This window comes from Paludisphaera soli (assembly GCF_011064595.1).
GTDB lineage: Bacteria > Planctomycetota > Planctomycetia > Isosphaerales > Isosphaeraceae > Paludisphaera > Paludisphaera soli.
The window spans coordinates 565377-589023 of record NZ_JAALJI010000002.1; the positions used below are offsets into that span (position 1 = coordinate 565377).

Consider the following 23647-nt stretch of genomic DNA (forward strand, 5'->3'; position numbering starts at 1 on the left):
CCTTCCGCCCTAGAGCTAAATAAACGCGTGGTCATAATTTGAATTCTCTCGAATGATTGGACCTGTCTCGATGGCGGGACGGGTCGCGTGGAGATCGACGTGGAGCCTCTCGAGGCCCCGCATGCCGGCAGTACGAGGCACGCGTGCCCGTCCGCTCGCGCGGAGCCCACGACGCCGAGGGTCGCCGTCGGCCCGGGACTAGGTTTGCGGGCTTCGTCATGGGGCGCCCGCATCCCGCCCGAAGAGCACGATCGGCGAGCCGTCGTTGCGCCGGGGAGTGCCGGGTGTGCTCCGGCCGTCGGCGACGAGCTGCTTGATCTGATTCGTCAGTCGCGAGACCACTTCGGGATGGTCGGCCTGGACGTTGTGCCGCTCGGCGGAATCCTTCGAGAGGTCGTAGAGCTGGATCGGGGGCAGTGCCTTCGCCTCGGCGCTCCCCGGCTTGGGGGCGCTCCAACCCCCCGAGTCGGGGCCGAGGATCAGCTTCCAGCTTCCGTCCCGGATCGCGAAGGAGCCGTTGATGGAATGGTGGACGATCGACGTGCGATGCGGGCCGTCCCCGATCGCCAGCAACGCCGGCAGGAAGCTGACGCTGTCTTCGGCCGCCGTGTCGGCGGGCTTCGACCCGACCATCTCGGCGCAGGTCGCAAAGAGGTCGGTGAGGCAGACCGGTTGGTCGTGGACCGAACCCGGCTTGACCTTCGTCGGCCATCGCACGATGAAGGGGACGCGATGCCCACCCTCGAAGATGTCGGCCTTCGCGCCGCGATACCCCGCGCTCGGATCGTGACCCTTCGCCAGCAGCTCGGGGTAGTTCGCAACGGGGGAGCAGCCGTTGTCGCTCGTGAAGATCAGCAGCGTGTCGTCGGCCAGCCCGCTCGCCTCCAACGAGGCCGCAATCCGCCCGACCGCGTCGTCGACCTGCATCACGAAGTCGCCATAGTCGTTGAGCCCTGACTTGCCCCGCCACTCCGCGGTCGGCAGGACAGGCGCGTGCGGCGCGGCTAGCGGGACGTAGAGGAAGAACGGCTTGCCGCCGCGGGCCGCCTCGGCGTTCGACTCGATGAAGGACGTCGCCGCCCTCGTCAGGGCCGGCAGGACGTCGATGGCCTCGAAATCGGCCGCGGCCGGCCCCTTTCGCACGTAAGTCTTCTCGACCGTGGGGATGCCCTCCGTGCGATCGTCGCGGATGAACACGTAAGGGGGCATATCGAGCGACGCGCTGATGCCGAAATACTCGTCGAACCCGACCGTCAGCGGCCCGTTTGCGATCGGCTTGCGGTAGTCGACCTCCCATCCCGTCACGATCTTCCCGGTCCGATGGCCCTCGTCGAGCGCCCAATCCATGCCGAGATGCCATTTGCCGACGCAGGCCGTACGATATCCTTGCTGATGCAAGAACTCCGGCACGGTCTGCCTGCCGGGCTCGATCAGGTGGCTGGAATAGCCGTAGAGCACGCCCGACTTGAGCGACGACCGCCAACTGTAGCGCCCGGTCAGGATCCCGTAGCGGGTCGGCGTGCAGACCGCTGAGCCCGAATGAGCGTCGGTGAATCGCAACCCCTCCGCGGCGAGCCGATCCAGGCGGGGGGTGGCGATCTTGCCCTGGGCGTTGAAGCAACGGACGTCGCCGTAGCCCAGGTCGTCCGCCAGGATGTAGACGATGTTGGGCTTCCGCGCGACGGGACCTTCCGCCGCCGATGCCAGGGACGCGGACGCGACGGCCAGGACGCATCCCATCGTCAGCGATCGATAACGCATCTTCATCGAATCCCTCGCCATCACGCTCGGAGGAGGGGCTGTCGGCCCGCGTGACTCCCCCTAATCGACCAACGTCAGCACGACCGTACGCAGGTCGATCACGCGACGGCCGGGGACGTGCGTCGCCCGGATCGTCAGCGAACCTCGGCCCTTGTTCAGGTCGAGGACGCCCAGTTTCAGGGGCTTGAAGTCCTTGACGTACGACTCGCCGCCCCGCTTAACCCGATCATGCTCCGCCCCGCGTTGCGGCGGGTCGAAGGGTTCGACGACCGTGGCAAGGACGCGACGTTCACCCAGGCTCAATTCGAGCGTGGCGCCCACGTCCTCGGCCGAGGCCGTGTAGTAGACCTCGGCCTGGTAGCGGCCTTCCGTCGCGATCTCGACGTCCCAGGTGATCGAGTCGTCCTTGCTCGTCCAGTTCGTGAAGTACGAGCAGTTGGGAGCCCCGGCGCTCCGCTTGATGGCACCATGGGGCACCCCGTCGCGCGCCGGCAGCCATGTGATGGGGAAGGCGCGATACCCAACCGGAAACGGGCGGGCGTCGTCCCTCGATCCGGCCAGCAACTCCCGCGACCAGCTAGCCACGGCCTCCTCGAGCTGCTTGGCGACCTCCGGCCGGTCTCCGGAGACGTCCTTCGTTTGGCCGGGATCCGCCGTCATGTCATGGAGCCGTCCGGAGGCGTCGAGTCGGTACTGCTGGGTCCGCACGCTCACCTTGCCGTTCCAGTGGCTGAAGATTCGGCGGTCCGGCCAGTCCGCGTCCGGGCCCCCCAGCAGGAGGGGCGCGACGCTGGTCCCGTCGAGCATCTTGGTCGAGACGACGCGGATGCCAGCCAGGTCGGCCAGGGTGGGTAGGAGATCGATGGCCCCGGCGATCGCGCCGATCCTCGTGCCCGGCTTGACGTGTCCGGGCCATCGCAGCAGGAGGGGCGAGCGGACGCCCCCCTCGTCGGTCGAGCCCTTCCGCCCCCGCATCCCCCCGTTCCACCGCCAACCATTAGGGCCGTTGTCGCAGAAGTAGAGGACGATCGTGTCGTCCGACAGCTTCAGCTCTTCGAGACGCGCGAGCACGCGGCCCACGTTCCAGTCGAGGTTCTCGCACATCGCCAGGGCGGCCCGGGTATGCTCGACGTCCTCGCGCCCCTCGCCCGCATAACGCATCTTCAGGTCCGCATGCTTGAATTTTTCATAGAATCGGTCGGGGACCTGCATCGGCGAGTGGGGCGTGTTGAAGGGGAGGTAGCAGAAGAAGTTGCGGTCGCGATTGGCCTCGATGAACGCCAGGGCGTGGTCGGTCAGGTCGTCGGCGATGAAGCCACGCCCCCGGACGAGCCGCCCGTTCCGCTCGAGCGGGGGATCGAAATACTCCCCCCAATGTCCCGAGCAGAACCCGTAGAACTCGTCGAACCCGCGGGCGTTGGGATGATATGGATATTGCGTCCCGTTGTGCCACTTGCCGAACGCCCCCACAACGTAGCCCGCGGCCTTGAACGCGTCGCCGATGGTCTTCTCGTCGAGGTTGAGCCGCTCGCCGCCGCTCGTGACATTCCACACGCCGCCTCGCGGATGATACCGCCCCGTGAGGAACTCGGCGCGCGTCGGCGAGCAGACCGGGCAGACGAAGAAACGCTCGAACAGGGCCCCGTCGCGGGCGAGGGAATCGATGTTCGGAGTGCTGAGGTTGGAGTTGCCGTTGACGCCGAGGTCCCCCCAGCCCTGGTCGTCGCTCAGGATGACCACCACGTTGGGCCTGGCCGCCACGACGGGCCGGGGCGTGAGCGAGTTCGTCGCCACGGCGAGCAACACCGTCGAGAAGAGGCGTCGTGAGAACATCTGTGGGTCCAGCTTATTCGGGGATGGGGGCGGCCTCGACGCGGGATTTAATATGAGTCGGAAGAGATGACCTCGCCGCCGGCCCTGCTGCCGAGCGCCCAGTAGGTCCGCAGGTCGATGGTGCTCTTGATGAAGCGGACGCTGCCGTCGGCGAAGGTGAAGTTGGAACCCCCTGGATGATTGCTGGTCGAGTTGACGAACCCGGCGAGCCCCCACATGTTCACGGATTCCGCCTGGCACGAGTTGAAGGCGTATTGCGTATGGTTGGGCGGCGTGACCGTGTTGAAGAGCGTCGTGCCCAGGTAGCCGGCCATCCAGGTGGCTCCGCTGAAACTGACTCCCACCGCCCGATCGGTCGTGGCTGCATTGGTCCGGGCGTACGCGCCGCAAGCTGCAAGGGCCTGGACGACTTGCGGATAGAGGGGGCCGGGATCGAGGGACACCGCGGCGGCCACCTCAGGCACCAATCCGAAGCTCGCGCGGCGCGTGTCGGCGACCCTGGGCCCGACCCCTCCGACCAGGCGCTCCGAGTAGGCGATGGTGTTGGACGTGCCGTCGGTCACGCTCGCCACGCTGTAGGTGGGCACGTTGTGCAGGACCCGGTCGTCGAAGCCGAAGATGCCCGACGGATTTTGGATCGTCACGCTCTGCCCCGGGATCAGGACCGCCTGGACGGTCGGCCCAGTGCTGCCTACGTAGTTGCAGTTGAAATAAATTCTTATGTCGGCCAAGGTCGTGGGAGAGACGCCGTCCGAGGGGCAGATGAAGACGTTCAGGGGCGTGAAAAGGACTGTGGAATTGGTGTAGTACGCCATGTTCAGCGCCTGGGCCGGGGCGAAGCTGAAGTTGATCGCGTTGTAGACGTTCGACTGCTCCAGGTGGCCGAGTATCTGCGCATGCGCGCTCCACGGATTGCCCCCGTAGTTGGGGCCGGGCGTGGTCTTCGCCCAGGATTGGGCGATGGGGAACGAGCCGATCGTGGAGAGGTAATTGTGCAGCCCGAGCCCGAGTTGCTTCAGGTTGTTGACGCAGTGGATCCGTCGGGCGGCCTCGCGGGCCGACTGGACGGCGGGCAGCAGCAGGGCGATGAGCACGGCGATGATGGCGATGACCACCAACAGTTCGATCAGCGTGAACCCTGTCCTAAGCACCTGTGCGCAGGCGCGCCTCGACCGCATGTTGCGATAAGCAATCGGCATGGAAGTCTCCATAGAGACCGGACGCCTCCGGCTGGCGCGGTCGGCGATGCCCGGCTAATGACTCAACATGCCTCTCGGCGACGAGTCGGCTCCATGTGGGAGAGGGGGTAGGCCCTTCGTTGTGCGGCCGCCATTCTGCTCAAGCGAGATCTTGCGTGTCAAGGCAGATTTACTACTTAGTTTATAGAATTAATAGGAATCACCTCTGGTCTGCAGGCTTGGCAGCATTTGCGGTTTCGACGGTGATAGGTCGCGTGCCGAGGTATGCCCGGGACGACGCCGACCGCCTCACTGCGAGGCCCAGGGATCCCTTCGACGCCCGGGCGAAATCTCGGGCCTTGCGCCACGAATCCGCCGCCGATTCGGCGAACCTCTTCGCCCGCGTCAACGCCTCGGCCGGCGGTTCCTGTCCGTAACGACGGTAGGAATAGATGGCTGCATCGGCGTTGAACGAGTGCACCATCGCTTCGGTTTCATGTCGACGAGCCATCTCGGCATAGCGGGCCGACCGACCCGCCATGACGAACGACCAGACGATGGCGGCGGCGGCCAGGGTCGCCGCCGCCATCGTCCTACAACGAAAGCGGAATTTCATGGACATGCCTTGCTACGGGTGATGGCGCCGATCACGCTCGAGAGCCGCTCGAAGGCTCCTCGTTGTCCGATTGGAGTGAGGCGGCCGGCCGGAAGATCGGCACCGGCCGACGCGCCGGGGGCGTCCGGTCAGTACGAATCGGCGTTGAGGATCTCGTCCCCTGCACGCGTCGATAACGCCTGATAGGTCCGGGGGGCGGCCGTGCCGTACAGATACTCGCCGCATGAGTGGTACGCCACCCCGACCGGGTCGCCCAGGTTGTTCAGGTCGATGTCCCAGGTGCTCACCGTCTCCTTCACGAACCGGACCGACCCGTCGACGAACGCGAAGTTCGCGCCGCCCGGTTGGAAGCTCGAGGTCGCCTGGAAGTAGATCCAGCTCCAACCTCGGTCCTGGATCAGGGATATGTACTTCCGGTGCGCGTTGAGGGGAAATTGGTGCCGAAGAATGTGTCGTATTGATGGCCGTTCTGCCACCAGCCCGAATCCAGCTGATCCTCGGCCGCGAGGAACGACCTCGCACGCTCGCCGAACAGGAACGTGTTGCTCGTCCCGTCGGTGACGCCTGAGATCCGTATGGTCGAATAAGACGTGAACGTGCCCGTCATGGAGTTCCCCCAGTGTCGTCCGCAAGGAGGTTGATCCGGCTCCCGACGGAGGAGTGCACGGTCGGGAGTCGGGCCGGGCCCCGGCGTCGGGGGTGGCCGGCTCGATCGACGATCGGACGTCGGACTTGGAGTGCACGATGGGTGACGGGTCCGCGCCCATGGTCCTTTGTCGGGGAAGGACCTACGGGCGGCGGCCGTCCCCGCCCGAGACGGTCACGACCAAGGCCTCCTCGGGAGTCGGGGATACGGGCGGGACGTCCTCGCCGCGGGTAAGCCATGCGGCCGCTCGGAACGTCGGCCGGATTCCCCCGCCCCGCCGTCCGCGACCGGCTCGGTCGGCTGCGACGGTTCCGGCCGAGGCGGCCGCTCGACCTCCCGGGGCCTCGACCGCGCGGTCGACGGTGGGAAGGACGTCCGATGATTCGGCGAGGTCGTCCCGGCGGTCCGCGGTATCATCGAACTTAGATTCGGCGTCCCCCCGCGGCCCCGCCGGGCCATCGGCCCGGTGGGGCTTTCCCATCCGCCCTGCGACAGTCGCGAGGAAGTCGGCACCGCACCTCATCCAGCGGAGCCTCCACCCCACTCGCAGGGCGTCGTCCCATCAGCCTCGAGGGCGACGTTTCGGGCCGACCCGTAGCGATCCCCGGCCCATCGGAGCCCTCCCTCCCGCATCAGGAGGACGGCGATCGGTCCATTCCGTCCAGGGCGTACGCCGGTCGGACGCCTCGAGGTGCGGCCTGCGTGGGGGCTGGGCGGCGAGAGGATCGGCCGGCCGCGGCGGGTCGGGCGGATCCAGTGGACGGGGGCGAGTCCAGATCTGCGGGCCGGGGGGCGTCGGTGAGGCCCTCTCGGAGCCCCGCCTCGCCGCGCGGCGGGACGACCGGGGCCGAGTCGCCCCGCCCGGGCGGCACCGGCGGGCGAGGCTCTCGAGTCCTCGACGGGGCGAGGCGACCCGTCTCGGGAGTTCGCCTCGGCCCTCGAGGATCCTCGGGCAGGGCCTGACGGTTCGCTGGACCGCAGCGTGACAGGGCGGAGACCGCCCCGCCGGTGGTCCATGGCGACCGCCTCGCGCGAGAGCGAGCGAGGGGGGATCCCGCGAAAGGTCCCCGAGGACCCGCGAGGCGCCCGATGACGAAGGGCTCGCAGGGACGTGGTCGGAGCGTGCCCCGCCCGAGCCCGGCCGGATCACGCGAGGGCTCGATTCACCGCCCCTCCCATCGAGCCGCATTCGGTGAATCAAGCCGGCATACACTGGGCGCGAAAGAACTTGCGCCGTTTCACGTTCCCGGGTCGATTCGGTGAATCGGCGCGCTTCGGTGAATCGGCCGGCAGCGGAGGCCGGCTCATCGCCGGGGGGCCTAGCCCAAGCTCCGAGGACCGGCCCACGTCCTGAGGGGTGAATTCACCGAATGGCCCGGATTCACAAAACTCGGAATCTCTCCGTGAATGACACTTAACCATCGTTTATGGAAGGAGATCCGAACCACATTCACGAAATGGAGGGGTGTCCGAGGTTGCGGTGAATCGGCCCTCCGAGGGTGGGTCGGCCACGCCCTGATCCCCGTGTCGGCAGGCCCCTTCCCCCCCGGGCCGCACGCCCGTCGGAGCGGATCCGCAGCTCCCTGCCCGGGTCGGTACGCCCGGGGTCGGACGCCGGGCGCCGGACCAGAAGTCGGAGCGGGACGGCGTCGTCCTTCCGCGAGCGCGTCTCGACCCGGGAGTCGCCGCCCCGCGCAGGCAGAGGCGAGGGCCCTTCCCCGCCACACCGATCCCGCGAGATGGGACGGGAGCGGTCTTGGCCCGGCTTCCCGATCGCCCCGCATCGAGTTCTCCCCCCGCCCGCCGACACGTCATGACTCTCGACGCCCGACGGACGAAGCGGCCGGTCCCCCCGGGGCGGGCTGTTTCATCGTCCTGCGAGCGCGGGATCACGACGAGGGTCGCCCGACAGGCCGGATGGACGGGGGTCGCGGGCGTCGGCGGCCGATCTGCCGGGCAGGCTCGACGAGGAGGAGCCGTCGTCCCGGGGCGGTCACCCGCAGCAGGGCCGCCTCTCGGGGCGTTCGAGGAAGGGGCCGGGCGAAGTCTTCAAGGCCTCCCGAGTCCCGGCATCGTCACCCGCCCTTCGTCCTCGACGCCCGCCCCGGGGGTCGCCCGGAGGCGGCGTGGCCCGCCGATCGAGGCCGAGGCCTGCCCCGCGGCGGATCCGGACCTCCGCCCGCGTCTCACCCCCCGCCGTCCTCAACTTCGGGTGATTCATGTGATTCAGCCGAGGGCCGCGAGGGGGCCCCAGTCCCCGCCCGCCGCCGGGATGGCATGTGCGACGGCCGGAAGCCTCCAGGACCCGGCCATGGCCGCCCGCGGTCCCTCGGGATCCCGGACGCCGGATGGGGAGGAGACGGCGGGCCCCCGCCGTCGGCGCATCCTCGCCAGGGAAGTCGGGGGTCGAACGCGTGCACCGGCCGAGATGGGTCACGGGGGTCGCGCAGGCCCCGGACCCCGGCGGATCCCCGGCCTTCGATCGATCCACCCAGGGACCTGGCACCGGCGTCGAACACCTCCATGATCGGCTTCTCATCGAACGGCGGCGTGTCGTCGCGTTGCGGAACCCAGTTCGGCGGCCGTCTCAAAGGGGTGGGCCGGAGTCACTACATCCGCGTCGTCGCAGTGCGGGAGATCCTCATTCTTCCTGCATAATCGGACTCCGGCGGGGTAACTACCGCACTGGCTTCGAAAGGTCCAGGTCGCGGCTTTCGCGTTCGGACTCCAACGGGCAGGGTCACCACGTGTACATCGTCTGGCGTAATCGGCCCGTGCGAAGCGACGCCCGGGCCGCGTTTCTCAAGGAGCCCGAATGGATGCACGGCATGGATTTGGAGGAGCCCTGGAGGCCGCTGTCCTGCGAGCATCGCGGCCCGGATCGGATCGCCCTCACGCCGCTGGTCGTGCATTCGAAGCGGACGGACGGCGGGCCGCGGCAAGAAGTCCTCGCGCGGCTGCCGACGATCCGATCCTGCTGCCTCGCCGACCGCTTCGCGCGGGCCGCCTGGTGGTACGAAGTGGACCGGACCTTCGGCTCCTGGCGCGAGGGCGGCTACGGCCGGCCGCGGGACGACGTACGGCGGTTCGAGGGCGAGCTGCGAAAGGCGCTCCTGGCGGGCGTCCCGGCGGCGACCAGGGCCGGCGTCCGCGACTTCGCGGCGTATCGGCTGCTCAAGGAGCGGGAGCACGAGGGACGCGAGCGTGCGGCGGAAGCGGCCTGGGCCGCCGCGGAGGCGGCCCGGCTCGCGGAAGAGATACGGGGAGAAGAAGAACGATTCCGGGCCGAGCAGGAGCGGCTCGACGCCGAGTTTTGGCGGCTCCGCGCCGAGTATGAGCGGCTCCGGGCCGACGAGGAACGGGCCCGGGGCGGGCGGACGGCGGGCGCGACCGTCTCGCCCGAGTGCCTCGACGTCCTGGGCCTCCCCCGCGACGCCTCCCCGGAGGAGGTGAAGCGGCGGCACCGGGAACCGGCCAAGGAACATCATCCGGACCGCGGCGGCGACCCGGAGGAGTTCCGGCGTTTCCGGGAGGCCTACGAGGCCGCGATGAAACCGCGGGGCCGCCCGTGAAGGACCTCCACGCCCGCCCCCTCGACGTCGGCGCGAGCCGCCTCTCGTCGCACACGCCGCACCGCCGACTCCGGCGTCGCCGAGGGGACCCTCGGGCGGTCGCCGTCGCAGCGAGGGCATGAGACCCGTCGGGACCGCCCAGGAGTCGGGGCGTCGCCTTCGTCACGCCGTCGAGCTGACGCGGCGGGGGGAGTCGCCCACCGTCGTCGCCAGCATCCCGGGCGGCGGCGCCGGCCGTTGGCCCCGGAAGCCTCCTTGTCGGTGCGCGTGGGCGGCCCGACTGGGGGCGAATCAACCTCCATCGGCATGGGGCAAGCCGATGACCCGCGCCGCGCCGCCGGCACCGCCCCACAAGCCGGGGGGCGACGGGCGAGGCGCGTCGCACGGCGCTCGCATCCCGATCGCCCCGGCAACCTCTCTCGTCCGCCGCTCCGCTTCGGTCGGAGTGCGGGCTCCCGGAGTGCGAGGCCGCGTCCCCGGCCGACGAGGCCCACGTCTCGCCCGAGGGGGCGTCGGTATTGAATCCCGCGATTCATCCGCGGGCGAGTTCCTCGCTCGCCGGCGTGCCGGGACCGGCCGTACTCACGAAGTCCCGCGGACGAAAGTCATGCTCGGGCGGTCCGCCCCAGGGGCGAGGCCGCGACCGCCTCGGGCGTCCACGGCCGGCGGGCGGCCGCGGCGCCACCTCGCGCTTCGATCCACCCGAGGGAGGCGAGAACAGAGACGGCAGCTCCGCTCGGCGGCCGAGGCCGCGAGCCTCTCGCAGGCCCCCCTCGCACGGCTCCAGGTCGGACGCGGGTCCTGCGTCTCGCGCTTCGGGCCCGATGCGTGAGTTGCCGGCGGGGACCCGCCCTCCCCCCTCGGGCCGCCGGCGTCCGAGCCGGCACGGGACGTCGGCGGGATCCCACGAGCCGTCGATGAGCCGAACGGCCTTCGGTCGCCTCGTCTCGCGAAGTCGCGCCGCTCGCGGAGCCGCCGCGGATGAGGGGCGGCCCATCCTTCGGACGCTGGGAGGCGACTTTCGCGGTCGGCAGGCTGGGCGGGCCGAGTCGCGAGGCCGCCCGTCTATAGGGGCCGGGCGCCGGCCCGCGCGATGCACGGCAGGTTCCGGGCCGACGAGCCGGCCCGCCTCGTGTCGAGGGATCGCGAGGCGGGGCGGCCTGACCGCGATATCGGGAAATCGGGCTAACCGCCGATGCGAGACCGGCCGTACCCTGCTCCGGCCTCGCCCCCCCCGTTCTAGGTCTGTGGAGGATCGAGCCGGGCGGGGGGCTCCCGATGTAGTACGGGCGGCGCGGACGGAGGCCGCGATCGGGAAAGTGAGCCGGCCCCGTCCGCCGCGGCGGACGCCGAGGCGGGAGCGCCGTCGGCGCACGATCTCAAGCCACGAACCCAAGCCGGAGGACCACGCCATGAACCCCGCCACCTCCTCGAAGGACCATGCCATGCGGCCGATCGCCGCCTCCGGGGCATGCCCTGCGTTCTTTCAGGCCTTGTGCCGCACCGCGTCCCGGGACGTCCGGGCGGGCTACGAGGAGGCCGGCCGCGGGCTCGTCGCCGCCCTGGCGACCTTGGGCCCCGACTCGACGACCCTCGACGAGTGGGCCGAGGACGTGGACGTCCTGATCGGGCTGGCGTGCCCCGCGGCCCCGTTCGGCCGCGGGTCGGGATGGACCCCGTGGGCCCTCCCCGACGACGACGGCGTGCCCGACAGGTTCGAGTCCCGGCTCCCGCGCTGCACGGCCTGCGTGCCCCGGCGGCGTCGCGATTCGTTCCTGCGGGGCGTCTATGAATACCTCCGCGAGAAAGAGGGCGACGTGGGCTTCTGACCTCGCCGGGCCGTGGTCCGGGCCCGCTCGGACTCGCCGTCGGCCCTCGGCCCCCTTCGAGGTCGTGCACGGCGTCGACGAATGCCGCCGTGCCAGACTTCGGTGGCGAAACGCCGGGCGGCGGGCCGCGACCACCTAAGTTGGAGGCGCCTCGTCCGATAGGCCCCTCTCGGGATCGCACTCGTCGCGGCGAGGAGAGGGGCGTCCTCCCGGCGGGTTCGGGCGGAACCGCGAGGACGTCTAAGGCGGCGGTCAGGCGGACGGAAACGACTCGGCGGCCCATCGGTTGGCCGACGGGCCGCCGCCTCCCCGGGACGAGGGAGGCCTCGATCGACGATGCCGAAGGTAGCAACCGCGACGCAGGTCTTCAATCAGGCCGCCCTCGCTCGTCCCACGGGCTTGCCGGCGGGCCGCCCGCCCGATATAACGGGCCTTCGCCGGCGGAACGGTGCAAATGTCGACCATCCGAGGGACGCGCGATGCCCGACCTGCTCGACGGCGAGACCCTGGAGATCAAGGGGTCGGGGGCGAGGCCCTACGTCCTGAAGAACACCGGGGGCCTCTACTCCTGCTCCTGCTCGGCCTGGCGCAACCAGTCGGTCGCGATCGAGTCGCGCACCTGCAAACACCTGCGGAAGCTCCGCGGCGACGAGGCCGAGCTGGCTCGCGTCGGGTCCGTTCCCCCGCCGCGGCCCGATGGCGAAGCCGGAGGGGGCGAGGCCAAGGCCGGCCCGCCGCTGCTCCTGGCCGAGCGTTGGGACGACGCCCAGGACCTCGCCGGCTGGTGGATGAGCGAGAAGCTCGACGGCGTCCGCGCATACTGGGATGGACGCGGGCTGATCTCACGCCTCGGCAACGCGTTCCATGCGCCCGCTTGGTTCCTGGAGGGGTTCCCCGGGACGCCCCTCGACGGCGAGCTGTGGATCGGCCGCAGGCAGTTCCAGAAGACCGTCGGGATCGTCCGCCGGCAGGACCGGAGCGACCATTGGAAGCAGGTCTCGTACGTGGCCTTCGACGCCCCGGCGCTCGACGGCCCGTTCGAGGCGAGGCTCGCCTCCGTCCGCGACCATGTCGAGCAGCGTCTCCCGCCCCACCTCCGCGCCCACGAGCACGCGGCCTGCGAGGGGGTCGACCATCTCCGCGCCGAGCTGGCGCGGGTCGAGGCCCTGGGCGGCGAAGGGCTCATGATGCGCCGGCCGGCGTCGGCCTACGAGGTCGGGCGTTCGGTGAGCCTCCTCAAGGTCAAGAGCTTCCTCGACGCCGAGGCTCGAGTGCTGGAGCACCTGCCCGGCGCCGGCCGGCACAGGGGCCGGCTCGGGGCCCTGCTCGTGGAGCTGGCCGACGGGACGAGGTTCTCGGTAGGCACCGGGTTGTCGGACGCCCTGCGCGAGCGGCCGCCGGCCGTCGGGGCGCTGATCACATTCCGGTATCAGGAGCTCTCCGAGGGCGGGGTCCCCCGGTTCCCGTCGTTCCTCGGCGTGCGCCATGACGTCGCCTCGCCCGCGGAGCCGGGGGCGGCTGCGGCCCCGTACGCGACCGGCGCCGCGACCGTCGAGGTCTCGGGGGCGACCCGACGATTCGAGTTGATCGACGGCGGCTCGGAGAAGTTCTGGGAGGTCGCTCGGGACGGTTGCGAGGTCACCGTCCGGTACGGGAGGATCGGGACGACCGGGCAAGCGAAGTCGAAGACGCTCGCCGACGAGGCGGCGGCGATGCGCTACATCGAGGGGCTCGTCCTGGAGAAGACGGGCAAGGGGTATGCGGAGGTCTAAGCTCGGCCGTCGCCTTTCCCTCGTCGCGAAGGCGCGGGGCCCGGGGTCGCGATCCATCCCGGGATGGGCGACGCCGGCGCAAGCGGCAGGGACGGCGAACTTCAACGCCGCCGTCTCCGCGACGTGATCGACGGCTTGACGCCGACGGCCTTCGGCGGGTCGCGGTCGACCGGAGCAGCACGAACGGCCCCGGCCGACGACGCCGGAACAGGCGACGCTCTGCCGATACGGCAAAGCGCCGGACGTCCGACCCGTCCTGGCCAAGCCCTTCGACGCTCACGGCGACCGCCGACCCGCCGCGCCCCGACGGCGGCGGATCGGTGAGAGTCTCCCGGTCGTCCTCGACGGTTCAAGCCGCGTCTTCGGGCGGAGGTCGTGCTCGAGACACCGTCGTCACAGCCGCTTGAATCGGATGTCGCGGACTACCGGGTTGCTGTAGTCGACGGCCAGGACCTTTCCGGCCTCGTCCCGGGCGAAGCGCACCATCATCCCGCCGACCTGGAACGCGTCGCGGTCCACCGGCTTGAACTCCACGCTCCGGGCCGGCGAGTGTTCGAGCCGCATCGCCAGGCCGTCGCCGCGGGGCTCGATCCGGACGACCGTCCCGACCTCGTCGCTTTCGTACCGGCCTGCGAAAGCCCTCAGGTCCTCCGCGGTGGGGGCGAAAGGTTCGGCTCGGCGGTACCGCATCGTCGCGCCCTCCATGGAACGCAGGTCGAACTGATCCTTGGACAGGAAGTGCAGCTCGAACTCGTCCTGCGACATGAAGAACAGGTCGCCTCGCGGGTTGCGGAAGCGGCCCTCGGCCGCCGCGACGAGGGCGGGCCCGCCGGCGACGCGCAGCGTGGCGTCGCTCACGACCAGGCGCAGAGGCTGGCCGGCGCCCTCGGGGAAGAACAGCCCCGCCTTGCCGTCCAGGTCGAGCCCGGCAACTGCGACCGGGGTCGGCGCCTCGGCACCCGCCCGTGGGGCGTCCAGGGACGGCGCGAACAGCTTGCCGACGCGCTTCGCGAGCTCCGATGCGGACGTCACGTCCGCGTTGCACAGGACGGCGATCGAGAGCCCCTCCGCGGGAAGGCGCCCCGACCACGCGCTGTAGCCGGCCGCGCCGCCGGAATGCGACACCAGCGTGCCGCCCGGCGACGGGCTGACGATCAGGCCGCGGGCGTAGCGGAGCCGCCTGCCGTTGTTCAGCCTCGCCGGCTCCTGAAGCTTTTCGGTGACGAACGCCCCCAATCGCTTGGCTGTCAGCGCGTCGTTCCAGGTCGCGAGGTCCGCCGCCGTGCTGAGGACGGCACCCCCCTCGCTGCCGCGCTCGTCGCCGACGTACATCGCCACGCGCCAGCCGTCGCCCTCCTTCCTGTAGCCGAGGGCGCGGTCCTTGACGACGTCTCGCAACTCCCTGGGGGACGTGGTCGCCTTCATCCCGAGCGGCTCGAACAGGCGGCTGCGGGCGAAATCGGGGAATGACATCCCGCTCACGCGGGCGACGAGGTCCGTCAGCAGCACGTAGCCGCTGTTGGAGTAGGACCACTCCTCGCCGGGCGCGAAGTTGAGGCCGCGCTGGCGCAGGATCAGGGCCACGACGTCGGGATTCTCCCCCACCAGGGGCCTGAGCCCGGTCCAGTCGCGGATCCCGGAGGTGTGGGTGAGCAGGTGGTCCACCGTGACCTTGCGGCCATAGTCGGGGAGTTCCGGGAAGTGCTCGCGGACGTCGTCGGAGAGGGAGAGCTTGCCGTCCTCGACGAGCAGGAGGACCGCCGCCGCGACGAACTGCTTCCTCACCGATCCGACGTCGAAGACCGAGTTCGGCCCGAGCGGGACGTCGCGCTCCAGGTCGGCCGACCCGTACGCGCGGTTCACGACGAGTTCGCCGCGGAGCGAGACGGCGACCACGCCCCCGGGCGAGGCGGGCTTGGCCCAGCTGAAAATCCCGTCGATCTCGGCGGTCCTGTCCTGCGCATCGGCGGGCGTCCCGCCGAGCAAGGCGGCGACCGCGAGCGATCCAAGAAGGGGAAAGCAACGGTTCATGATCATCCTCGTTTGATGGACGCGCGGAACTCCATCCACCCTCGCCGGCGTCGGCCAGGGGCGGATACACGGGTGGGCTGACCTTCGACTCGGCGCCGTGATGCGACGGCCGAGGCTCCGGCCGGTCGATGGACGGTGCCGCTTAGCGTCGCGAGCCGTGGCCGGGCGTGACGGGTCTCGCCATTCGCAGGGCGGACCTCGTGGATCTGGCGCTGTGCGTCGCGAAGCTCTGTGGCCCTCGCAAGCGGGAGTGGAAACCAGGACTGCACTCGGCAAAACCGAGTGCTTTGCGTTTTAAAGTATCAACCCCGCGGAGGGCGGTCAAGTGAGATGGGGGGGCTTCCAGTAAGGAGCGAGAACGGGCGCCCGGCGGTGGATCACCTGGAGATCGTCCGGGGCACTCTGCTGCGGATTTGGCCTCGTCGTCTCCGCACGGCCGCAGGTATTGCCCTGGCTGACGAAACGGCCGCCCCGCTGTTTACCGGTCGGGCAGGTGGGCGAACCTGAGACTGCGGGACGCAAGGGCCATGGAAGGCTCGAGGGCGGGAGCACGCGCGCGCCGGTCCGCCAAGCCGATGGGCCTCAGGAGAGGTCCACCTTCGGGGCGCCGAGCACGTCCATCCTGGGCGTGATCCCCAGGCCCGGCGCGGTCGAAGCGGCCATCCGGCCGTCCACTCGCCGCGGGGCGCCTTCGGCCGTGCTCACCGTCACGTAGCTGTTGAAGTCGGTGGCCGTGAACCGGAACTCCTCCGGCGTGCTGTGGGCGAGATGCGCGATGGCCGCCGTGGCGATGTCGCCGCCCCAGCTGTCTTCGAGGGTCATGGCGACGCCCAGCGTCACGCAGAGGTCGCGCGCCTGACGCGTCTTCGTCAGTCCTCCGAGCTTGGAGAGCTTCAGGTTCACCACGTCCATGGCCCCGTCGGCGTTGCCCCTCAGCAGCATGTCGAGGCCGTCCACCGACTCGTCGAGCACGAACGGGTGGTCGGTCCGGCGGCGGATCGACAGGCACTCCTGGTAGCCCAGGCAGGGCTGCTCGATGTAGACGTCGACGTCGCCCACGCCGCGCACGACGCGGGCGGCCTCGTGCATGAGCCAGCCGGTGTTCGCGTCCGCGACGAGCACCTCGCCCGGCCCGAGCAGCGCGGCCACGGCCCGGATCCGAGCGACGTCGAGGTCGGGGGCGCCCCCGACCTTGAGCTGGAACCGGCGATAACCCTGGCCTCGGTAGCCCGCCACGCTCTCGGCCATCGCGTCGGGCTCGGCCTGGGAGATGGCGCGATAGAGCGTGACGCCCTCGCCGTACCGCCCGCCGAGCAAGGTGCAGACCGGCAGGCCGGCGGCCTGGCCGAGGATGTCCCAGCAGGCGATGTCGAGCCCGGATTTGACGTACGGGTGCCCCTTCAAGGCCGCGTCCATGATCCGGTTCAAGCGGTCGAGCTGCGTGGGGTCCTCGCCGAGCAGGTGCGGGCCCAGCTCGGCTAGGCCCGCCCGTACGCCCTCGGCGTAGGCGGGCAGGTAGAAGGGCCCCAGGGGGCAGACCTCGCCGTGCCCGACGATCCCCGCGTCCGTCTCCACGCGGACGATCGTGCTGTCGAAGACGTCCACCGACTTCCCGCCCGACCAGCGGTAGCTCCCCTCGTTCAGGGGCAGGTCGACCCGATAGGCCGCGATGCGCGTGATCTTCATGGGATTCGGATCCGGGAGGGGGGTTGTGGGCCGACCAGGACGATAGCGGATGGCGATGGGGCGGACAATGCGCCGCCGGACCGGCCGCTCGCTCGCGGCGCCCGGTCCGAGTGATCTCGTCGGGTCGAGCAGATGGTTCATGGAGAGACCGATGAAGCGATCTCGCATGGCCTCGACCTGCCGCCCGGCCCTGGGGACGGCGGCCGCCGCGGAGGCCAAGGCCCCGGTCCTTCCCGCCTCACCCTCGATCGGATCATCTCGGCCGATGGATTCCGCACCGACGGGTTCGGGCCGGTCCGCCGGCTCGACGTCTCCGTACCTCTTCTGACGCTCGGCCGTCGACCTGGGTAGATTGTTGGGGGGGATGAGACGGGTTGGGAGGGCGAGCAGATGACGAACGGCGGCCTGCCGATCGAGTGGGAGTCGATCTCGCATTCGGCGCGAGTCCGGAAGGCGGTCGAGGTCGGGCGACGGTCTCGATCGGACCCCTCGGCTGCGCGGCTTCTCCGCGATTGGAGCTCCGGTGGATTCACGCAGCGCCTCCTGGCGACCTTCGCCTGCCACGGCAGCCGCGACCCCGCCGTCCTTCTGACGATGGCCGCCGACCCCTCCCGTACGATCGCCCGCATCGCGGTCTCGGTCCTGTGCGACGTCGGGGACGACGATTCCCTCCTCGCCGCGCTCCGCGACGTCCCGCCTCGGCGCGCGGCCAGGGCGCTCTTCCGCCTCCGCAGCTCTCGGCCGGACGTGGTCGACCGCCTCGTCACCGAGCGTGCGACCGAGGGCGACGTCGATGCATGGCCGCTCGTAGCGCTCGGCTCCTCGGCCGTCCTCGAAAGATACTTCGACTTCGCCGCCGAGCGCGGCGGGGTCGTCTTCTGGCGACGACTCGCGGTACTGCACTCGAGCCGCGCCGCGGCCGAGATTCTCGCCAGGCTCGGTGCGACCGCCACCACCGACGGCCTTCGCTTCAGCTACGCGCGGGTCGTGATTTCAATCCTGTCGGACCGCGCACCGGACGCAGCCCTGACGGTCGTCGAGGCGCTTCGTCGGCATGTCCCGCTCGCTTCGATCCCGCTGCAAACGCTCGTCGTCCGCCGGCCGGTCGCCGTAGCCGACCTCGTCATCAGCTCGAGCGAACCAGTCGCGGCGCACTTCCAGCCGTCCGCGCACAAGCTCGACGCGGCTCGGATCGTCGGACTCTTCCGCCGAGGCGCAGGTCATCTCGGCGATCCAGGCCGGTGGCTCGCGCGGCTGCCGGCTCCCGACCGAGAAGCGGTCTACCGAGAACTCGCCCCGGCCTGGACCGCCCCCGACGGCCTCGTCGCCGCGACCGTCCTCCGACGGCTCCCCGCCGCGACGCGGCGGGAGGAGGCTCGCCGGGTGGCTGCTCTCCCGGTGCTCGCGACCCGCCCGCTCCAGCGGCTCCCGTTCGTCGGCCTTATGCCGTGGGACGAGGCGCGTTCCGAGGCGAAACCGTGGCTGGCGCACCCGGAGGCGGAGAATCGGGCCGCGGCGCTCGTCGCCCTGTGCGAGGCGGCGAGGTTCGACCGATCGCGGCTGGCGGTCCTGCTCGAGCTGGTCACGGCCCGCAGGCACGAACAGGATCCGGTGCGGTCGGCTTTCCTCGGCGCCCTGTCCTCGCTCCCGCCCGGCCGCTGGGCGGACGTGCACCTGACGGGAATCGCGCAGGTCATCCGCGACGCACTCGACGCCGGGGACCTGTCGCCCGGCAGCGTCGCCTCGCTCGGCAGGCTCGTCCGCTCCCTGCTGCCGTTTCACCCTGCGTGGGCCGCCCGACAGTTGGCCGAGGTGACTCGCGAGCGGGGCTGCCCCCTCTGGGCCGACGGGGCGCCGACGGCCGAGGAGGTGCGGAGAATCGCCCCGGGGCTGACGCCGATCGCCGACGCGTGGCTCAACCGCGAGGACGAGGGGCGTGTGGTCGCCCTGGCGGCCTCCGTCGGTCTTCGGCTGCCGGACTGGCCGGATCTGGTCGGCTTCCTGGAGCGACTCGTCCGCACCGGCCGCGACCACACGGCGGCCGCCGCGATGGCCTTGATCGCGAGGCACGTCCCGGCCGAGCGAGAGCGCGTCGTCACCGAGTCGCTCGCGAATGACGAGAGCTGGGCGCTCCAGTCGCCGGTGATGAACTTCCTGCACGCCCGGCGACAGGATCTGATCACGCCGTTTCTCGGCCAGCGGTCGTACTCCGGCCGATTCAGCTCCGGGAAGGTGAGGCACGTGCTGCCGCTGGCCGCCGGCTTCTTCCGATGGACCGACGCGCAGCAAGAGACCTTCGCCGGGTCGCTCGCGGAGCTGGCGAGCCCGCCCTCCCGCGAGAAGGACGCGCAGGTGACCTGGGACGTGCTGTTCGCGGTCCGCCGCCTGCCGGACCTGCCCGCAGTCGGTCCGGAGCGGCTCGTGAGTCTCGCCGGCGACCAGAGGCCGGCGGTCCGGGAGACGGCCGTGCGTGCGCTCGGCCGTCTCGACGCCCGACAGGGCATCCCCGAACTGCTCGAATCGCTCGGCGATGCGCGGGCGAGGTGGGCCGTATACGCCTTGCGGCAGGCGCTCAACGACCTGCCGCAGTCGCGGGTCCTCGAGGTGATGCGCGGCGTACCGTTCGCGAAGGTCACGGTGGCGAAGGAGGCGGTGCGGTTGGCCGGCGAGCTGGGCGGGTCCGCGGCGCTCGGCTGGTTCGGGGAGCTCCGCCGTCAGGACCTCCACCGGGATGTTCGCGGCGCGCTCCTGCGAGCGCTCTGGGACCACCTCGACCGGCCCGAAGCGTGGGCCATCCTCGACGCGTCGGTCGCTTCCCCGGACCCGGGGGTGGTGATCGGGCTGTCACGGATCCAGGCGGATCGAGCGTCGGATGCGGCCCGCGATCGCGTCGCGGACCTGTTTCGCCGGCTGCTCGACCACCCTGAGCCGACGGTCCGGGTCGCCGTGCTCGGCCGGCTGGCGGCCCAGCCGGTGCCGGACGCGAGGCGGGTGCTGCTGGCCGCGATGCTCGCCAAGCTCACGTCCGCCATCCCCGACGAGCGGACCGCGGGGCTCTCCGCGGCGCTGGCCGGGGCCACGGACGCCGACGCCCCGGCTTTCGCGTCGGCCTTCGCGCGGCTGCTGCCGGCTCGGCGAGAGCTGGCCGCGTCGGCGATCGACTTCGCGGCCGCGACCCGGACGTTCGGACGGCGGCTGCTGGAGGTGCGGTCGGCGGTGCTGGCCGCGGTCGAAGCGGACCCGGCGGTGACGAGCCTGCAAATCCGCCTCGCCGCCGCACGGTTCTCGGCCGAGCCGTTCGCCGGGTGGGTGCTCGGGCTCGTCGGCACGGCTCGGTGGCACGCTTCGACGCAGGTCGCCGCATGGGAAGCCTTGTGCGAGACCGGGCGGTCGGCCGAGGAACTCGAGCGGGCCGAGGCGCTGTGGGCCCCATCCACCGACCCGGCGGCGCGGTGGCTGGCGCTGCAGGTACTCTGCCGGGTCGCGTCCACTCAGGGCTGGAGCGAACCTCGCCGCGAACGCCTTCAGCGCCTCCGGGAAGACCCGAGCCCGCTGGTCGCCGACGAGGCCGCTCTGACGTTCCCGCCGGAGCCAAAGCATCCCGCACCCGCGGCGATCTGAACTTCGCCTTCGTCTATCGACGCCTGGGGACCAGGCATCGAACGAATCGCTGCGGCCTACAGATCCCGAGCATCGATGTTCCGGTCCGCCATGCCGAAGCGAATCGAGCCCCGGCGTCAGGCTCATCAATCGCGGACAAATGCTCGAGGCCTTGTTCGACCGGCAGAAGGAGGCGCTGGAGGCCGATTACGAGAAGGAGGGCGTCGACGTCTTCGTCGCCTCCTTCACCGCAGGCCGGCGGCCGGACGGGTCGTCCGTGAGCTACGGCGTCCGGGGCGAGGGCGTGGAAACCTTGCTCCCGGAGGCCGAGAAGCTGGCGATCATGCGGGAAGGCGGGGCCATGGCCGCCATCGGCACGTTCGAGCGCGTGAAGGAGATCGCCGGGGATCCGCCCGAGGACGCGGGGATGTGTCCGCCGCGGTGGCGCACGCGGGGCTTCCCGAGCATGGAGCAGATCGAGAGGATTGGGATAGGGCAGATGTGACCGTGGTCGTGGTGCCGGTCGGCACTCCGGCCGCCGCCCTCCCCCGACGGCCCACGGAGCGTACGCCGATGAAACCGCGCGAACCCATCACGCTTCGCCCCGCCAACCCCGGCGACCTTGAGATGCTCCGCCACTGGGACGAACAGCCTCACGCCGTCGCGTCCGACCCGAACGACGATTGGGGTTGGGAAACGGAGCTGGTGCGGAACCCGCCGTGGCGTGAGCAGCTCATCGCGGAGCTGGACGGCCGTCCGATCGGGTTCCTGCAGATCATCGACCCGGCCGAGGAGGATTCGCACTACTGGGGCGACGCGCCTGCGAACCTGCGGGCCATCGACATCTGGATCGGCGAGGCGGGCGACCTGAATCGCGGCTACGGCAAGGAGATGATGCGGCAGGCCGTAGCCCGCTGCTTCGCACCGCCCGAGGTCGCGGCGATCCTGATCGACCCCCTGGCGAGCAACGCGGCGGCCCACCGGTTCTACGAACGGCTCGGCTTCCGATACGTGGAGCGGAGGCGGTTCGGCGACGACGACTGCTTCGTCTACCGGCTGAGGCGTGAGGAGTGGGCGGGGTGAGCCGTCGGCCTCCCCTACGACGGAGCCGTCCCAAGCCCGCTTCATCGACCGCCTGACGGCCGCCGCCGGCGCCTCGCTCGATGCCCTGGGGCGCCTTCGTCGTCGAGACCGATCGAGACAGCCGGCGGGGTGGCGTCGGCCGCCGTCGCGCCCGCCCGGACGTCGTGGCCCCGACTCCCGGCTCCGCCGTCGACCGCGACTACGCCCGCCCCGACGGCCGGGACCGTGAATCATGGGATTCATCACGAGGCGGCGATCGGCCGACCGACCCGCCGCCCGCGAAGCGGCGAGCCGGGGGACGGGCCAACCTCGCCCCGCGAGACTCGTCCGGTCGTCGCGGGGGCCGCGCCCGACGACGGGAGGGTGCCGCCGCGCACGAGCGCAGTTTGCAGGAGGAGGCGAGCCCCGCGGCCGCCCTCCCGCGCGACGAGCCTGAGAGGGTCGCCCGGATCGACCGCCTCGCCGCCGAGCGCGACCGCGGCCCGCGTCCGGCGAGTCCCTCGGCGGGCCCCTACGTCGGCTCCTCCGGGAGGCCGCCGGCCCCAGCCTCGCATGCGGGATCGGCCGGGCCGGACGGCGGCTCGTCCCCGCCGAGGTCGCGGAGCGAATAGACGGACAGAGCCCTGGTCCGGCCGGGCTCCCTGCGCTTCTCGACCTCGACGACGACCCCCAGGTCGACGAGGCTCGGGGCCGGGGCGTTGACCCGGGCGATCGCCCGGTCGATCTTGCGGCGGTCGGTCCAACGGCCGTCCGGGCCCACCCGCCCGATCAGGCCGGCCGCGCCGGCGGCGTCCGCCAGCTCGACCCAGCCGACGGGCCGGCGCGCCCGCCGGAGGCGGTCGACGATCCAGCGGGCGCAGGCGTCGGCCTCGTGGGCGGGCCTGGCCTCGCGGCCGACTGGGGAGAACACGACCCCGGCTTCGGCGTGCTCGACGTCGAGGGCCGGCCGGGCCTTGAAGTTCGACTCCTCGACGGCGAGCCGCAGCCTGGACCGGTCCTCCTCGCCGCGACGCTTCAGGCTCCAAAGGACGCGGGCCCGCTCGGTGATGCGGCGGCCGAGGGCGCCCCCCTGTCGGTTCTCGTGGATCAGGACCAGGAGCGCGACGGACCGCCTCGCCGCCAAATCCATGATCGGGTCCAGCATCCGCTTCATGTCCTCGGGCTTGCCGAGGCTCAGGTGCGCGCCGTACGTCAGCGTGTCCACCACGATCAGCCGGTGGGCGGGGTCCTGCTCGATCAGGTAGTCCAGCAGGTCGATCAGGCGGGGGTCGTCGAGGTCGGGCACGCGAAGCCCCGCCTCGTCGTCGGGGTCGGTGGGGATCGTCACGGCGTCCTGCACCCCGAGCTTCATCAGCTCCTCGTCGAGCTCGGCGACGTTCTTGTCGTACGGGAGGACGAGCGTCCTGCCGCCCCGGTACGGGTTCGGGGCCCCGTCCCCCCAGGCGTCGCGCCCGTACAGGTCCCGGGCGATGGTCATGCAGATCCGAGTCTTCCCCACCTTGGGCCCCGATCGCAGCATGCTCATCTCGCCGAGGTACAGCCATCCCTCCCAGAGGGGCCGGAGCCCGCCCAAGCTCTCGGAGATCTCGCGGGGCTTCCGGCCGCGGTACCCCGAGTCTCGCAGCCGGGCCGCCCGCTCGGCCTTCGCCCTCGCCTCCCGGGGGGCCCTGGACGCCTTCGGCCGGGCCGCCTCGGCCTCCAGCTTCGCGGCGAGCGCGTCCGCCTCGGGGGTCGACGGCCGGGCGGCGGGGATCCCCGTCGTCGGGCCATCCGCCCGGGGGGCTCCTTCGTCCGCGGCGACGGCCGGCTCCGAGACGCCGCGACCCGCTCGCGAAGTAGCCGCGTCGGCTTCGTCCGTCGCGGGGCCGGACCGATCGTCGACGACGCTCGGCGCCCCGGGCGCAGGGCCCCACGGCCCGTCCGGCCCCGATCCGTTGCAGTTGTCCATGATCTTCGGCTTGCTCCCGAGACCCTCGGTTCGGCGGCCCGAGGGTCTTCCTTTATGCGTAATCCGATCTCCGCGACGCGCCGCCTCCCCGT

At 71.0% G+C, this 23647-nt stretch carries 15 protein-coding genes; 6 read left to right on the forward strand and 9 right to left on the reverse strand.

All coding sequences use genetic code 11. The features are described 5' to 3' along the window. Nucleotides 1-216 precede the first annotated feature (216 nt). From G6O68_RS05215 to G6O68_RS33500, 6 genes are all read right to left on the reverse strand, one after another. On the reverse strand, nucleotides 217-1761 hold the full coding sequence (locus tag G6O68_RS05215) for a sulfatase family protein (RefSeq protein ID WP_240911045.1): 1545 nt from the start codon (nucleotides 1759-1761) through the stop codon (nucleotides 217-219). Nucleotides 1762-1821: 60 nt separating this feature from the next. After that, nucleotides 1822-3594: an arylsulfatase gene (locus tag G6O68_RS05220; protein WP_165245512.1), complete on the reverse strand. Its 1773-nt coding sequence runs from the start codon at nucleotides 3592-3594 to the stop codon at nucleotides 1822-1824. 47 nt (nucleotides 3595-3641) lie between these two features. Continuing rightward, a complete protein-coding gene (locus tag G6O68_RS05225; protein WP_240911046.1) occupies nucleotides 3642-4793 on the reverse strand; it encodes a DUF1559 domain-containing protein in 1152 nt (383 codons plus the stop codon). A 199-nt stretch (nucleotides 4794-4992) separates the two neighbouring features. Further along, complete coding sequence (locus G6O68_RS05230) at nucleotides 4993-5388, reverse strand: hypothetical protein (protein ID WP_165245514.1); 396 nt, start codon at nucleotides 5386-5388, stop codon at nucleotides 4993-4995. A 128-nt stretch (nucleotides 5389-5516) separates the two neighbouring features. After that, nucleotides 5517-5864: an H-X9-DG-CTERM domain-containing protein gene (locus tag G6O68_RS05235; protein WP_165245516.1), complete on the reverse strand. Its 348-nt coding sequence runs from the start codon at nucleotides 5862-5864 to the stop codon at nucleotides 5517-5519. Then, a complete protein-coding gene (locus G6O68_RS33500; protein ID WP_165245518.1) occupies nucleotides 5786-5995 on the reverse strand; it encodes a DUF1559 family PulG-like putative transporter in 210 nt (69 codons plus the stop codon). The genes G6O68_RS05235 and G6O68_RS33500 overlap by 79 nt, the downstream gene beginning before the upstream one ends. A gap of 2858 nt (nucleotides 5996-8853) precedes the next feature. Here G6O68_RS33500 and G6O68_RS05245 point away from each other — a divergent pair. The 3 genes from G6O68_RS05245 (at nucleotide 8854) to G6O68_RS05255 (ending at nucleotide 13207) form a co-directional block, all read left to right on the forward strand. Continuing rightward, nucleotides 8854-9606, forward strand: a complete 753-nt coding sequence (locus G6O68_RS05245; RefSeq protein ID WP_206108020.1) for a J domain-containing protein — start codon at nucleotides 8854-8856, stop codon at nucleotides 9604-9606. A 1412-nt stretch (nucleotides 9607-11018) separates the two neighbouring features. Further along, complete coding sequence (locus G6O68_RS05250) at nucleotides 11019-11435, forward strand: hypothetical protein (RefSeq protein ID WP_165245520.1); 417 nt, start codon at nucleotides 11019-11021, stop codon at nucleotides 11433-11435. Between the two features lie 479 nt (nucleotides 11436-11914). Further along, a complete protein-coding gene (locus tag G6O68_RS05255; RefSeq protein WP_165245522.1) occupies nucleotides 11915-13207 on the forward strand; it encodes a DNA ligase in 1293 nt (430 codons plus the stop codon). Between the two features lie 393 nt (nucleotides 13208-13600). Here the strand turns inward: G6O68_RS05255 and G6O68_RS05260 are convergent, their stop codons facing one another. Beyond that, nucleotides 13601-15238 carry a serine hydrolase gene (locus tag G6O68_RS05260; protein WP_165245524.1) on the reverse strand — a complete coding sequence of 546 codons (1638 nt, stop codon included), beginning with the start codon at nucleotides 15236-15238 and terminating at the stop codon, nucleotides 13601-13603. Nucleotides 15239-15820: 582 nt separating this feature from the next. After that, nucleotides 15821-16924, reverse strand: a complete 1104-nt coding sequence (locus G6O68_RS05265; protein ID WP_165245526.1) for a cis-3-hydroxy-L-proline dehydratase — start codon at nucleotides 16922-16924, stop codon at nucleotides 15821-15823. Nucleotides 16925-17314: 390 nt separating this feature from the next. Here G6O68_RS05265 and G6O68_RS05270 point away from each other — a divergent pair, with 390 nt between their 5' ends. From G6O68_RS05270 to G6O68_RS05280, 3 genes are all read left to right on the forward strand, one after another. Continuing rightward, a complete protein-coding gene (locus G6O68_RS05270; RefSeq protein ID WP_165245528.1) occupies nucleotides 17315-20545 on the forward strand; it encodes a hypothetical protein in 3231 nt (1076 codons plus the stop codon). A gap of 139 nt (nucleotides 20546-20684) precedes the next feature. Continuing rightward, nucleotides 20685-21029 (forward strand): hypothetical protein, encoded by a 345-nt coding sequence (locus G6O68_RS05275; protein ID WP_165245530.1) that lies wholly within the window; start codon nucleotides 20685-20687, stop codon nucleotides 21027-21029. A 68-nt stretch (nucleotides 21030-21097) separates the two neighbouring features. Next, a complete protein-coding gene (locus G6O68_RS05280; protein ID WP_165245533.1) occupies nucleotides 21098-21607 on the forward strand; it encodes a GNAT family N-acetyltransferase in 510 nt (169 codons plus the stop codon). Nucleotides 21608-22118: 511 nt separating this feature from the next. On the opposite strand, the gene G6O68_RS05285 is transcribed toward G6O68_RS05280, so the two are convergent. Then, nucleotides 22119-23555 carry an AAA family ATPase gene (locus G6O68_RS05285; RefSeq protein WP_165245535.1) on the reverse strand — a complete coding sequence of 479 codons (1437 nt, stop codon included), beginning with the start codon at nucleotides 23553-23555 and terminating at the stop codon, nucleotides 22119-22121. Nucleotides 23556-23647: the final 92 nt, after the last annotated feature.

Excerpts from the sequence above, each read along its gene's own strand:
- G6O68_RS05280 (WP_165245533.1), top strand. The coding sequence starts at position 21,098 with ATGAAACCGCGCGAACCCATCACGCTTCGCCCCGCCAACCCCGGCGAC.
- G6O68_RS05215 (WP_240911045.1), bottom strand. The coding sequence starts at position 1,761 with ATGCGTTATCGATCGCTGACGATGGGATGCGTCCTGGCCGTCGCGTCC.
- G6O68_RS05220 (WP_165245512.1), bottom strand. The coding sequence starts at position 3,594 with ATGTTCTCACGACGCCTCTTCTCGACGGTGTTGCTCGCCGTGGCGACG.
- G6O68_RS05275 (WP_165245530.1), top strand. The coding sequence starts at position 20,685 with ATGCTCGAGGCCTTGTTCGACCGGCAGAAGGAGGCGCTGGAGGCCGAT.
- G6O68_RS05230 (WP_165245514.1), bottom strand. The coding sequence starts at position 5,388 with ATGAAATTCCGCTTTCGTTGTAGGACGATGGCGGCGGCGACCCTGGCC.
- G6O68_RS05250 (WP_165245520.1), top strand. The coding sequence starts at position 11,019 with ATGAACCCCGCCACCTCCTCGAAGGACCATGCCATGCGGCCGATCGCC.
- G6O68_RS05255 (WP_165245522.1), top strand. The coding sequence starts at position 11,915 with ATGCCCGACCTGCTCGACGGCGAGACCCTGGAGATCAAGGGGTCGGGG.
- G6O68_RS05270 (WP_165245528.1), top strand. The coding sequence starts at position 17,315 with ATGACGAACGGCGGCCTGCCGATCGAGTGGGAGTCGATCTCGCATTCG.
- G6O68_RS33500 (WP_165245518.1), bottom strand. The coding sequence starts at position 5,995 with ATGACGGGCACGTTCACGTCTTATTCGACCATACGGATCTCAGGCGTC.
- G6O68_RS05245 (WP_206108020.1), top strand. The coding sequence starts at position 8,854 with ATGCACGGCATGGATTTGGAGGAGCCCTGGAGGCCGCTGTCCTGCGAG.
- G6O68_RS05260 (WP_165245524.1), bottom strand. The coding sequence starts at position 15,238 with ATGAACCGTTGCTTTCCCCTTCTTGGATCGCTCGCGGTCGCCGCCTTG.
- G6O68_RS05225 (WP_240911046.1), bottom strand. The coding sequence starts at position 4,793 with ATGCCGATTGCTTATCGCAACATGCGGTCGAGGCGCGCCTGCGCACAG.
- G6O68_RS05265 (WP_165245526.1), bottom strand. The coding sequence starts at position 16,924 with ATGAAGATCACGCGCATCGCGGCCTATCGGGTCGACCTGCCCCTGAAC.
- G6O68_RS05285 (WP_165245535.1), bottom strand. The coding sequence starts at position 23,555 with ATGGACAACTGCAACGGATCGGGGCCGGACGGGCCGTGGGGCCCTGCG.